The sequence below is a fragment of the Mycobacterium bourgelatii genome (assembly GCF_010723575.1).
GTDB lineage: Bacteria > Actinomycetota > Actinomycetes > Mycobacteriales > Mycobacteriaceae > Mycobacterium > Mycobacterium bourgelatii.
Genome location: NZ_BLKZ01000001.1, coordinates 425,905 through 438,810, shown reverse-complemented (window position 1 = coordinate 438,810; position 12,906 = coordinate 425,905). Strand labels below are relative to the sequence as shown.

General features: G+C 66.7%; 10 protein-coding genes and 1 pseudogene. 4 read left to right on the top strand and 7 right to left on the bottom strand.

What is annotated here, in order from left to right; genetic code table 11:
* Positions 1-10: 10 nt before the first annotated feature.
* Positions 11-1,396: an amino acid permease gene (locus tag G6N68_RS01955; protein WP_163707173.1), complete on the bottom strand. Its 1,386-nt coding sequence runs from the start codon at positions 1,394-1,396 to the stop codon at positions 11-13.
* A 125-nt stretch (positions 1,397-1,521) separates the two neighbouring features.
* On the opposite strand from G6N68_RS01955, the gene G6N68_RS01950 reads away from it, so the two are divergent.
* The 3 genes and pseudogenes from G6N68_RS01950 (at position 1,522) to G6N68_RS01940 (ending at position 6,160) form a co-directional block, all read left to right on the top strand.
* On the top strand, positions 1,522-2,391 hold the full coding sequence (locus G6N68_RS01950) for an alpha/beta hydrolase (RefSeq protein ID WP_163707170.1): 870 nt from the start codon (positions 1,522-1,524) through the stop codon (positions 2,389-2,391).
* Positions 2,388-4,553, top strand: coding sequence for an acyltransferase family protein (locus G6N68_RS01945; protein ID WP_163707167.1), 2,166 nt, complete (start codon positions 2,388-2,390; stop codon positions 4,551-4,553). The genes G6N68_RS01950 and G6N68_RS01945 overlap by 4 nt, the downstream gene beginning before the upstream one ends.
* A 217-nt stretch (positions 4,554-4,770) precedes the next feature.
* Positions 4,771-6,160: pseudogene (locus G6N68_RS01940) on the top strand (IS1380 family transposase).
* 426 nt (positions 6,161-6,586) lie between these two features.
* On the opposite strand, the gene G6N68_RS01935 reads toward G6N68_RS01940, so the two are convergent.
* Together G6N68_RS01935 and G6N68_RS01930 are read right to left on the bottom strand one after the other, a co-directional pair.
* Positions 6,587-7,276, bottom strand: a complete 690-nt coding sequence (locus G6N68_RS01935) for an Rv0518 family GDSL lipase (protein WP_163707164.1) — start codon at positions 7,274-7,276, stop codon at positions 6,587-6,589.
* 92 nt (positions 7,277-7,368) lie between these two features.
* A complete protein-coding gene (locus G6N68_RS01930; RefSeq protein WP_205351216.1) occupies positions 7,369-8,625 on the bottom strand; it encodes an acyltransferase family protein in 1,257 nt (418 codons plus the stop codon).
* A gap of 289 nt (positions 8,626-8,914) precedes the next feature.
* On the opposite strand from G6N68_RS01930, the gene G6N68_RS01925 reads away from it, so the two are divergent.
* Positions 8,915-9,355 (top strand): STAS domain-containing protein, encoded by a 441-nt coding sequence (locus tag G6N68_RS01925; RefSeq protein WP_163707158.1) that lies wholly within the window; start codon positions 8,915-8,917, stop codon positions 9,353-9,355.
* Here G6N68_RS01925 and G6N68_RS01920 read toward each other — a convergent pair.
* The 4 genes from G6N68_RS01920 to G6N68_RS01905 all read right to left on the bottom strand — a co-directional run bounded on the left by G6N68_RS01920 (position 9,352) and on the right by G6N68_RS01905 (position 12,906).
* Positions 9,352-9,597, bottom strand: coding sequence for a hypothetical protein (locus tag G6N68_RS01920; RefSeq protein ID WP_163707155.1), 246 nt, complete (start codon positions 9,595-9,597; stop codon positions 9,352-9,354). The genes G6N68_RS01925 and G6N68_RS01920 overlap by 4 nt on opposite strands.
* Positions 9,594-10,166 carry a transport-regulating membrane protein Mce1N gene (gene mce1N, locus G6N68_RS01915; RefSeq protein WP_240355329.1) on the bottom strand — a complete coding sequence of 191 codons (573 nt, stop codon included), beginning with the start codon at positions 10,164-10,166 and terminating at the stop codon, positions 9,594-9,596. Before mce1N ends, G6N68_RS01920 begins: the two co-directional genes overlap by 4 nt.
* Complete coding sequence (hemB, locus tag G6N68_RS01910) at positions 10,163-11,152, bottom strand: porphobilinogen synthase (protein ID WP_163707152.1); 990 nt, start codon at positions 11,150-11,152, stop codon at positions 10,163-10,165. The genes mce1N and hemB overlap by 4 nt, the downstream gene beginning before the upstream one ends.
* Positions 11,153-11,241: 89 nt before the next feature.
* Positions 11,242-12,906: a bifunctional uroporphyrinogen-III C-methyltransferase/uroporphyrinogen-III synthase gene (locus tag G6N68_RS01905; protein WP_163707148.1), complete on the bottom strand. Its 1,665-nt coding sequence runs from the start codon at positions 12,904-12,906 to the stop codon at positions 11,242-11,244.

The following is a 12,906-nucleotide window of genomic DNA, read 5'->3' as shown; positions in this document are numbered from 1 at the left end:
CCGCGTCGATTCACCCGGGTCGCAACGACTTACGCTCGGCGGCTTTGGTGACGAAGTACACCACGAGAACCACCAGCCACGACAACAGGCTCAGCCACAACTGGCTGCGCGCCTCGAGGTCGAACGCCATCTGCACCAGTACGGCGACGATGCCCAGCACGGTGGCGATGGACAACATGGGAAAGAACCACATTTTCACCCGAAGCTTTTCCGCTGGCGTCCGGCGACGCAACACGATCTGCGACAGCGCGATGAGCAGATAGACGAACAAGATGACTGCGCCCGACGAATTGAGCAGGAAGAGAAACACGGTGCGGGGTGACAGCCAGGCCATCAGCACGCACAGAAAGCCCACCACCGACGAGAACAGGATCGCGGTTGCCGGCACCCCGCGCCGACTGAGCTTCACCAACCGGCCCGGCGCCTCCTGCCGAGCGGCCAGCACGAACAACATGCGGGACGCGGTATACAGGCCCGAGTTCAAACACGACAACACCGCGGTGAGCACCACCGCGTTCATGATCTGATCCGCGCCAGGCAAACCCAAGCGCTTGAGGGCGGCCACGTAGGGAGATGCCCCGAGTTCCACTGAGTTCCAGGGCATGAGCACGACGAGCAAGAAGACCGATCCGACGAAGAAGATCACGATGCGGACGACCACCGACCTCGTCGCCCGCGCGATGGCACGTTCGGGGTCGCGACTTTCCGCGGCGGCGATGGTGACAACTTCGGCACCGACCATGGAGAAGATCACCACCACGATGGCCGCGAAGACGGCACCGATGCCGTGCGGAAAAAACCCGCCGTGCGAGTACAGGTTGGAGAAATCCCGGCGGTGGCCGGACACCAGCCCAAGTGCGAACGCCGTACCCACGCCCAGAAAGATGATGATGACGGCGACTTTGATTCCGGCGAACCAGAATTCAAACTCGCCGAACGAGGACACCGAAAACAGGTTGGTCGCCGTCATCAACACCATCAGGCACAGCGACAGCAACCATAGCGGCGCATTGAACCAGTAGTTGAGAACTTTCGCGCCGGCGACCGCTTCGAAGCCGACCACGATCACCCAGAAGTACCAATACAACCAACCGACCGAAAACCCGGCCCAGGGTCCCAATGCGTTGGTCGCGTAGTCGGCGAAGGATCCGGTCGACGGATTCGCGGTCGCCATCTCGCCCAGCATCCGCATCACCAACACGATGAGCAGCCCGCAGATCGCGTAGGTGAGGAATGCGGCCGGCCCGGTCGTCTGTATCACCACGCCCGATCCGACGAACAGTCCCGCGCCGATGACCCCGCCGATGGCGATCATGCTCAGTTGCCGTTGCGAAAGTCCCGGGCGCAGTTGGTCGGGGGCACCCAGGTCGTCCGTTTGCCCACCGTCGGTCCGCATGACCGGACGCTAGCAGCTTCAACCGCCCCGCTCGCCGCACCGAACCAGCCGGAAATCACGCGGGCATTACGGGAATCTTCCGATCCGGCGTGGCTCGACGCGAAAATGCCTGTCGGGACGGCAAAATGCTCTTCGTGGCTGAGCTGAATCGCCGTTCTGTGCTGCGCATGGCCGCCGGCGCCAGCGCAGGAGCGGCAGGCGTGTTCGCACTCAGCGCACTGATCGATCCGCTGAAGCCCTTGGCGGCACCGCAGGCACCCGTACCGTTCGAACCGCCGAGCGCTGGCAGCACGCTGCCCACCAAGATGACCGGCTCGTTCGTCTCCGCGGCCCGCGGCGGTGTCAAGACCAACTGGGTAATCGTCATGCCGCCGGGCCAGACCAAGATGCTGCGCCCGGTGATCGCCCTGCACGGCAAGGACGGCGACGCGAACATGATGCTCGACGTCGGCGTCGAAGAGGCGCTTGCCCAACTGGTCCACTCCGGCAAGCCGCCGTTCGCCGTGGTCGGCGTCGACGGCGGCGCCAGCTCGTACTGGCACCGACGCGCGGACGGAACAGATTCCGGCACCATGGTTCTCGAAGAACTGCTGCCGATGCTCGCCTCGATGGGCATGGATACCTCGCGCGTCGGCTTCATGGGCTGGTCGATGGGGGGCTACGGCGCCCTGCTGCTGGGCGCGCGGCTCGGTGTGGAACGCACGGCCGGGATCTGCGCGATCAGCCCGGCGCTCTACATGTCCTACCTCGGCAGCGCGCCCGGTGCGTTCGACAGTGTCGAAGACTGGAGCCGCAACACCGTCTTCGGGTTGCCGGTGCTCAACCAGATCCCCATTCGGGTCGACTGTGGCCTGGCCGACCGCTTCTTCTTCTCCTCATCCCAGTTCGTCAGCCAGCTGAAGAAGAAGCCGGCGGGCAGCTTTGCCCCCGGCGGACACGACGTGGACTACTGGAGACAGCAGCTGCCCGGCGAACTCGCCTGGATGGCGTCTTGACGGACGTGGACACCCCTCGCCAGCCCCGCGCAGCGGAGCGGCGCATCCCTCGCCTTTCGTTTCGGCCCGACATCGAGGGCTTGCGCGCCATCGCCGTCATCGCCGTCGTCGCGTACCACGCGGGCATACCGGGTGTCGGCGGCGGCTACATCGGCGTGGACGTCTTCTTCGTCATCTCGGGCTTCCTCATCACCGGGTTGCTGTGGCGTGAGGTCAGCACCACCAACACCGTTGCCCTGGGCCGCTTTTACGGCGCCCGGGCCCGCCGCCTGTTGCCCGCGGCGGCCACCGTCGCCGTCGTCACCGCGATCGCGGCGGCCGTGGCGCTGCCGCCGCTGCAGGCACGACGGGTGTTCGTCGACGGCATCGCCAGCGCCCTGTACGTCGGCAACTACCGGTTCGCCATGCAGGGCACCGATTACATGGTCTCCGATCTCCCGCCGTCCCCGTTCCAGCACTACTGGTCGCTGGGCGTGGAGGAGCAGTTCTATCTGTTGTGGCCGGCGCTGATCATCGGCACCGCATGGCTGGTGCGACGCGCCGGCAGGGATTCCGGAAGGGCTGCCCCTTACGCCGTCCTGCTGTCGATCGTGACGGCCGCGTCGCTGGGTGCCGCCATGGTGTGGACCCGCACGTCGCCATCCTGGGCGTTCTTCTCGCTACCCACCCGAGCCTGGGAACTGGCCGTCGGCGGCCTGGTGGCCGTCTCGATCCGCCAATGGCGCCGATTGCCGCTCCTGCCCGCGACGATCGTGGGGTGGGGCGGCCTGGCGCTGATCCTGCTGACCTGCACTCAACTGGGACCCCACACGCCGTATCCGGGTACGTCGGCGCTGCTGCCCGTGCTCGGCACGGCCCTGGTGATCGGCGGCGGGTCGGTCACCGGCAGCCTGGGGGTGGGGCGGGTGCTGTGCCAGCCGGTGATGCGCGCGATCGGGCGGGTGTCCTATTCGTGGTACCTCTGGCACTGGCCGGTGCTGCTGCTGATGCCACCGCTCATCGGCGACCCCGACGGTCTGCCGGGACGGTTGGCCGCGACGACGGTGTCCGCGGGACTCGCGGTGATCACCATGTATGTCGTGGAGAACCCGGGTCGGTTCGCCGCCGCCCTGCGGCAGTCAGCCAGGGCCAGCCTGGCCATGGCGGGCGCCGTCACGGGCGTTGCCGCATGCGCATGCGCGGTGTTGCTGACGGCAGTGCCCGCCCCGGTAGGACATGGCGCCGCCGCGCCGGAGGCCAGGATCATCCCGCTGCCACCAACGCCCGACACGGAAGCCGTCAGCCCCCAGGAAGCCGCGGTGCGCCAAGCCTTCGCGCAGGTGCGGGCCGCGCTCGCGGCGGCCGCGACGCTGCGCGCCGTCCCGTCCAATCTGAACCCGCCGCTGGCCAGCGCGCCGGGTGACAAGGCTCCGGTGTTCGTCAACGGCTGCCTGCGGTCCTGGCGTGACGTCGGCCAGAGCGAATGCGCTTCCGTGCCCGGGGACGCGGGCAACGCGTCGACGACCGTGGCCCTGATCGGCGACTCACACGCGGCCATGTGGGACCCGGCCATGCAACAGGTCGCCGAGCAGCGCCACTGGCGGCTGGAGACGATGGCAAAAGTGACCTGCCCCCTGCTCGATCTCCCCATCGTCAGCCCCTACCTGGGGCGTAAGTACACCGAGTGCGAACAGTGGCGCGGGCAGATCGTGGCTCGGCTGGAGGCCGAGCGGCCACGGTTGGTGATCCTGAGCATGAGCCGGCGTTACCAAGCAGACTTCAGCTTCGCCTCCTACGACCCCGCCTGGATCGCCGCGCTGACCAGTGCCGTTTCACTGCTGCGCGGGATGGGTTCGACGGTGCTGGTGCTGGGGCCCGTCCCGGATCCGCAGTCGTCGGTGCCGACCTGCCTGTCGGCGCACCTGGACGATGCCGGCGCCTGCGCACCGTCTCGGTCGGTCGCCGTCAATGGCGACGGGATTGCCGCGGAGCGGGCGGCGACGGAGGCCGGCGGGGGGCAGTATGCGGACCTGACCGACCTGTTCTGCACCCCGGAGCGCTGCCCGGTGATCGTCGGTAACTCGCTGGTGTTCCGCGACGACAACCACGTGACGACGGGATACTCCCGGCTGCTGGCACCCGCCATCGGCGCACTGGTCGACCGTGCCTTACAGAAGGCCTAGCGAAGGCCTAGCGAAGGCCTAGAACGGGCCCAGGGGCCTGAACCGTGCCTGGAAGGGCACGAAGTGGCGTGAAATGGCGCCTCCGACGGGGCTTTAGCCTGGATCCACTGACGAATGAGCTGTCTGTCGGGGTGTCGGTATAAGGAAGTGCCCTCTGAGCTGGGATGATTGGTGTTCTTCAGGCAACAATCGGTCCAGTTCGAGAAAGGCACTTCCAGTGCGAGTGTCCCACACCTTCACCCCGCAGTCCGCCGTATTCGATGAGGACAATCTCGTGTCGTGCGCGGGCCTGGTGCCGGTGATGGTCTTGGCTGAGCAGGCTGGCCTGTCGGAGTTGTTGGCCAACAAGATTCACATCACGGCACCTCGGATCAAGTCCGGGTCGGCCAACCCCGCCCCGAAACTGGCCACCCTGATCGCGAGCATGCGCGGGCGCGGACTACATCGACGATGTCGACCTGGTCCGCGCCGGCGGGATGAAGACCCTTTTTCACCGGGTGTATGCGCCCTCAACGGTGGGAACTCTGTTGCGGGAGTTCACCTTCGGCCATGCCCGCCAGTTGGATTCGGTGCTGGCCGAGCATCTGGCCGGTCTATGCAAACGGACCGATCTGCTGCCCGGCGCGCAGGTGCGTGCCTTCATCGATATCGATTCGTTGGTGCGCCCAGTCTATGGACACGCCAAGCAGGGCGCCTCTTACGGGCACACCAAGATCGCCGGCAAGCAGGTCCTGCGCAAAGGCCTCTCGCCTCTGGTCACCACCGTCAGTACCGACACCGCGCCCCCAGTGGTGACCGGGATCCGGCTCCGCGCCGGCAAAGCCAACTCCGGCAAAGGTGCGGCCCGTATGGTCGCCCAGGCGATCACCACTGCCCGCGCAGCCGGGGTGAGCGGGCTGATCACCGTGCGCGGTGACAGTGCCTACGGCAACCGTGCGGTGATCCGGACCTGCCGCCGCTACGGTGCGGTGTTCTCGCTGGTGCTGACCCGCAACACCGCAGTGCAACGCGCCATCGACGCGATTCCCGAGGGCGCGTGGACCCCGGTGAAATACCCCGGCGCCGTACTCGATCCCGATACCGGAGCATGGATCTCTGACGCCGAAGTCGCCGAGACCACCTACACCATGGCCGAATCCGATACCGAGGCGATCACCGCCCGCCTGATCGTGCGCCGTGTCAAAGACGCCACCCAACCCGACGGACTGTTCCCGATCTGGCGGTATCACCCGTTCTTCACCAACTCCACCGAGCCCGCCACCGACGCTGACATCACTCACCGCCGCCACGCCATCATCGAAACCACCTTCGCAGATCTCATCGACGGACCCCTGGCTCACATACCTTCTGGACGCTTCGGCGCCAATTGCGCATGGGCGATCTGCGCGGCCATCGCACATAACCTGTTGCGTGCGGCCGCGACCCTGGCCGGCACCCGCCACCGCAACACCCGCGGCACCACCCTGCGCCGACACCTGGTCAACATCCCCGCACGCCTGGCCCGACCCCAGCGCAAACCGATCCTGCACCTACCCACCCACTGGCCCTGGGAACCCGCCTGGATCACCCTGTGGCACAACATCATCGGCCACCCACAACGAACCTGAACATCATCACACGACCCGACAACCAGGACCCCACAGGAAAAGCTGGGCAGACCAGCAGCTACCCCGCGTCCACCGTCACCAGAATCAAGATCAAAGGCTCAACCAATCACCACGACGGCCCATCGGTGGTTTGAGGTTTAGGGCTCGCAGAAAACTTATCGATCACAAAGTGAGCGAAATTCGGCCAAATGAACCACGTATACGGACGAAACGTGTTACGAATGAAGAGGTTTTGGAGGTTGGAGAGATGAGTCCGATGGTGTACCTGTTGCTCACGGCAGCTGCGCCGATCGCCGGGCTTGGTCTGCTGCAATTGCAAGCGCGCCTTGAGCGTTGGGACTACGAGCGCCACGCAGAAGACTGAGTCATAAGCCAAACGGCTTGTGCGACAGGCGGTTTCGCGGTAGACCTCGGTACCACCTCCGCTTATCGGTATATCTGTGCGCGAATTAGCGGCGCGATCTTGCTTGCCATGTACTCATGCCCCGCGTCGTTGGGGTGGACACCATCGGAAGCGATCAACTCGGGCTTGTCGAAGAACCAGCGTTCGACGATCGGATCGACGAAGACCGCGCCCGCCATGAGCGCGGCATTCCTGACCGCATCGCGGACCCGCAACACCGATTCGGGCACGTCGGGAGTTGGCCAGGGCGGCCCGATCACCAGAAATTTCGCCGACGGGGCGAAGCGACGCGCCAGCGCATAAGTGTCGTGCGCCCGGGCGAACACGTGCACCGGGTCGACGTCCTGGTCGTTGCGGGAGCCGAAGAACACCACCAGGGCGTCGTCGGGTTTGACCACCCTGGCCGTCAGATCCTCGAACACGCTGCCGTGGTCACCGACCACGCCGTAGCCTGCTCTGCCCTCCGCCGCCACGTCGGCCACAACGCGAACGCCATTCGACGCGAGGGCCTTCCAAGCCAGTCCGGTCCAGGTTTTCGAGCCGAGCCCGCCCAGGTCGGTGCCGGTGGTGTAGGAGTCGCCGATCACGGCCAGCTGGGTCACCCGGAAATCCGTGCTCAGCGGCCGGTAGGACCGGGGCGACGCGGGGGGTGCAACGACCAACACGCCGACCAGGAGCCCAAGACTGAGGACCAGTGTCACCAGCCGACTCACGAACTACCTCCATGGTGGACGGCACCAGGTCAACTGGTCGGTGCCGCAGACGAACTCAACGAAATAGTACGAGGAACCGTCTGAATACGCCGCTAACGCGCGCGGCCTATGCGCGCGGTGCGGACCGGCGAACGTTCCCGCCCACCCTCGATCTGGTGCAGTTTGGGCAGTACCACCTCGCCCGCCTCGACCGTTGCATCCGGAGGTTTGACGTCCACCATCCTGCGCATCCAGCGCCGGGCGGGTTCTTCGACGAAGTGGTACATCAGGGCCGAAAGACCGACCGCGATGGCGAACAGGCCGAGGACGTTCCATTTCCACGGGTTGTCCTGCTCCCATGGCCGCAGCTGGAAGTTGACCACAGCCCATCGCCAGACGGTGTGCACCAGCTCATGCACCATGTAGAGGCAGAACGAGATCTGTCCGGCGTACACCATCACCCGGGTGGACAGCAGCCGCGGCAGGCTGCCCACGCCGACCGCGAGGGTAAGCACCAGCGGGACGAACAAGATGTCGACCACGCCGCTGCTGTCCGTCACCCCCTTGATCGGATGCGCGTCGAACCAGTACAGGATGCCGACGATGGCAGCAATGATGACGACGGACAGGTACCCGGCGACCTGCCTGGTGCGCTCGGTCGGCTGCAGCCGGCGCACGGCCGCCGCAGCCAGCGCCCCGGCGGTGAACTGCGTGACGATCCGCGGCAGCCAACTCCACGGCGTGTAGAACTGGCCCGTGGCCAGCAACATCATCAGCGGCGGCAGTGACGCCGCGAAAGCCAGCCACATCAGTCCGCGCGCACGCGTGGCATGCCTCATCCGGTAAATCACCAGCACCAGCCCGCCGAACATCAGGTAGGCCAACCATTCCGCGCTGATCGACCAGGCCGGTCCGTCCCAACTCGAGTCGTCGAAGAACGGCTGGTACCACAGCTGCACCATGAGGACCTGGCGCACGTAGCTGATCGCGGTGAGCCTGCTCGCCTCGGGCAGCGGGGTGTGGCCGACGTGCAGGCTGAAGATGACCAAGACGGCGGCCAGGTGCAGGGTCACCAGGTACACCGGCCACACCCGGGCCAACCGCAGCCACAGGAAGTGCAGGTGGGCGCGCAACGACCAGGTCGGACCCATCCGCTCGAGGTAATTCCAGGTCAGCACGAAGCCACTGAGGATGAAGAAGAGGTCGACGCCTTGGGCGCCGCAGTCGAGCAACGGTGCGAAGTTCTCCCGGAAGTCCGGCGAGATGTCGCTCAGCATCGGCCGGAAGTGGAACATCACCACCCACACCGCGGCGATGATGCGCAGCCCCGTCAGGGCCTTGATGTCTCCCCTGATTTCTGCAGTGCGCACTCGTGCTCTATTCCGTCCGGAGTCTGCTGGCAGCATGCTCGCCATCTGGTCCGGCTGACCGGGCGACCGCTCCATCCACAAGCCATAATCACCAGCCCCCACTGGCAACCGGCGGCCTTCGGAGCCTAACAGCGATCATCAGGGGTCGTGTATTTGGCGCGCGGCAGCCGGCGATGGGACCTGCCGAATTGCTTCTTAGCAAGAAGTTAGACGCGGCTTTCGGTCCCCTTAGTTTTATCCGGCAGCGTTGACCTCAGACAACGCCACGGGGGAAGTGGGTAGGTACAGCATGACTGTCGCAATCGCAAGCCGACGGGGGAACGGGACGTTCGAGTGTTGCGGCGCCCAAGTGCGCGCCTACAGCCGTCACCTGGCCACGGTGGTGACGGTCCGAGGCGAGATCGACGCCGTGAACGTCGACCCGATCAGCGAGTACGTTCGCCACTTCGTCGTTGCGCAATACCCCGTCGTGCTCGACCTGAGCGGTGTGACCTACTTCTCCACCGCCGGGTTCTCGCTGCTCTGCGCCTTGGACGAGGAATGCTACGCCGCCGGCGTGCAGTGGACATTGGTCACGGGCGCGGCGGTCAGCGAGGTGCTGGGCGAGGGTCGCGACGACGAGGCCGCCTTCCCCACCGCACGCTCGGTGCACGCGGCGCTGGGTGGGCTGGCGGATGCCATCACGAGCCGGCGTGAGCTGGTCTTGCCTCTGCTCAAGAAGACGGCTTAAGACGCCTTCGAGCGGGCGAGCCGGGTCATCCCGACCACGGTGAAGATGCCCGCGATGGTGGCGAACAACAACGTCAGCACCAGCTGCGCAGGGTGAAAAACCACTGACGTCGTGGTGGGCTGTCCTTCGAGTACGGGTGCCACCGCAACCGTTGTACGCGTGTGTACCCAGCTGAGCCCCGCCGCCACCAGCGCGGCGCACGCGCAGGCCAGTTCGACGAAGGCCCGGTACCGGGCGATCACAACTCCGAATCCTTCTCGGTTTCTTCGTCTTCGGCTTCCGGGACGAACGGACCCATCCGCTGCTCAACCAGCGGCGTCAGCGCGTCCCGCAGGTGACGATGCCGACGCGCCCAGGCTTGTGCGGTGCGCCCGCCGGTGAGCTTGAGACCGATGCCTCGCCGACCGCGCGGCACCCCGACCAATTCGCCGAGGGCGCGCGCCGTCTGCCACTTGGCCAACGGCTTGTCGGACTTGACCGAATTCTCGGCTTCGGGGAACACCTTGACGATCTCGGACAGCAGGATTGTCTCGGTGCCCTGGCGCAGCGAATCCTCGTGCAGTTCCACCGAGGTGTGAATGCGTGCGGCCTTGACCTGTATTGACACGAACAAAGACACCAGCACCAGGAAGATCCCTGGCACCAGCAGCGAGACCGGCACGTGGCTGGTCACCTGGATCAGGATCAGCGACGCCGCCGCGGCCGGCCCCGACAGCACCCAGTACCAACTGGCGCCGGGTTCGTAGAACAGCGGCTTGGCGGCGGTTTCGGCCGCGGACCGCTCCCCAGGTCTCATGGATGCCTCCGTCATGAGAGCCAGCTTGCCGCATCGGCGGCCCAATAGGTCAGCACGATATCCGCTCCGGCGCGCCGGATGCTGGTCAGCGATTCCAGCGCGGCGGCTCGCTCGTCGATCCAGTTGTTGGCCGCCGCGGCACATATCATCGCGTACTCCCCCGAGACCTGATACGCCGCCACCGGAACCGGAGACGTCGCGGCCGCAGCTGCCACGATGTCGAGGTATCCAAGCGCGGGTTTGACCATCACGATGTCGGCGCCCTCGTCGAGATCCAGTTCGATCTCGCGCAGTGCCTCCCGGGCGTTGCCCGGCTCCTGCTGGTAGGTGCGCCGGTCCCCGGACAAGCTGGAACTCACCGCCTCGCGGAAAGGGCCGTAGAAGGCCGAAGCGAACTTCGCGGCATACGCCAGGATCACCACGTCGGTGAACCCGGCGGCGTCCAGACCGTCCCGGATCGCGCCCACCTGACCGTCCATCATTCCGCTGGGCCCGACCACGTGTGCGCCGGATTCTGCTTGCGCGACAGCAAGTTTCACATATGCGGCGACGGTGGCGTCGTTGTCGACCCGGCCGCGGTCATCGAGTACGCCGCAGTGCCCGTGGTCGGTGAATTCGTCCAGACAGGTGTCGGCCATCAACACGGTGGCATCGCCGAGGTCTTTGGCCAGGTCCCGTAGCGCGACGTTGAGGATGCCGTCCGGGTGGACACCCGCCGAACCGGAGGCGTCCTTGTCCTGTTCGCGGGGAACGCCGAACAGCATCAATCCGCCCACCCCGGCAGCGACGGCATCCGCCGCCGCGCTGCGCAGCGAATCCCGGGTGTGCTGCAGCACGCCGGGCATCGAGGCGATCGGGCGCGGTTCGTCGATCCCGTCGGCGACGAACATCGGCAACACCAAATGCCTCGGCTCCAAGGATGTTTGCGCCACCAGTCGGCGCAGCGCGGGCGTACCCCGCAACCTCCGCGGTCGCTGCCGGGGGTACTCGCCCATCCTCACTCCTAGCCGCGCGCGGTGACTCTGCGTTGAGGGTGGAAGTTACTCGCACTCCTGCGCCCTGGACGCAGAGTCAACGCACGAAACGTCATCTAGCGCCTGCGGCTCTTCTTGCGCGGCGGCGGCAGCGCGCCCTCGGCACGCAACCGGGCCGCGTGTTCGGCCAGTGCGTCCACCAGCGGACCCACCGCCGCGGTCTCGGGCTGAACATCCACCCGCAGACCGAACTCGGCGGCCGTCTCGGCGGTCTTGGGGCCGATGCACGCGATGATGGTCCGCGCGTGCGGCTTGCCCGCGATGCCGACCAGGTTGCGCACCGTCGAACTCGATGTGAAGCAGACCGCGTCGAAGCCACCTGTCTTGATCATCTCGCGCGTGGACGCCGGCGGCGGGGCGGCCCGGACGGTCCGGTAGGCGGTGACGTCCTCGATCTCCCAGCCGCGCTCGCGCAGCCCCTCGGCCAGCGTTTCGGTGGCAATGTCGGCGCGCGGCAGCAGCACCCGGTTCACCGGGTCGAAAATGCTGTCGTAGGGCGGGAATTCGTCCAGTAGACCCATCGAGGACTGCTCGCCGGACGGCACCAGCTCGGGGCTGATTCCGAAGGCCCGCACCCGGTCCGCCGTCGACTCACCGACGCAGGCGATCTTCACGCCGGAGAACGCGCGGGCGTCCAGGCCGAATTCGCCGAACTTCTCCCATACCGCACGCACCGCGTTGGTGGAGGTGAACACCACCCACTGGAACCGGCCGTCGACCAAGCCCTTGACCGCGCGCTCCATCTGCGCGGGGCTGCGCGGCGGCTCGACGGCGATGGTCGGCACCTCCATGGGCAGCGCGCCGTAGGACGTCAGCCGCTCGCTCATCTCGCCGGCCTGGTCCTTGGTGCGCGGCACCAGCACCGTCCAGCCGTACAGCGCCCGACTCTCCCACCAATTCAGCTTCGCCCGACTGGCCACCGTCTTGCCGATGGTCACCACGAGCGGGCCGGTCAACGGGCTGGCGGCAGGGTCGGTGCCGTTCAGGATGGCGGGGTCCGTCAGTCCGAGCAGCGTGGTCTCGACCGAACGCTGCTGACAGGTGGTGCCCTGCGCGGTCACCACGCACGGCGTCGCGTCCGCCAGCTCGTGCTCGATGAGCGTGCGGGCGGCATCGGCCAGGTGCGAGCCGGTCGCCTGCAGAATCAGCGGCCCGGGCGCGGCGGCCAACGCCTCCCAGTCCACGTCGCCACGGACGTCCGCCACGGTGTGCGACGAGCCAAGCGGCAGCCCGGCATACGTCGGCACCGCGCTGCTGGGGGCCAGGCCCGGCACGATCTCGATGTGCATGTGCGTGCGTGCGACGGCATTCACTTCGGTGATCACGGCGTCCACGGTGAGCGGGTCCCCCGCCACCAGTCGCACCACATCGACGCCCGTTCGGGCCTCGGCGGTCAGCATCTTCGCGACGTCGGCCGGGTCACCGAGCGCCGGGCGAATGTCGGGTCCGCCCGACACCACCGCGGGCGCATTGGAATCCGCGTCGGCGGTGCCGCCCGTGTCGCCGCTGTCGGAGGCAGGAGCGGCGGGCGCTGGGCCGGAGATGGGTGGCAGATCCTTGCCGATCAGCGCCAGCACCGGCTCGGGTACGTCGGGATCGGTGAAAACCAGTGCGGCGTTCGCCAGCACCGTCGCAGCTCGGGTGGTCAGTAGGCCGGGGTCGCCAGGACCAGCCCCCACGAAAATGATGTGGCCGGGCCTCGGCTTACGCCCTCGCGTCAT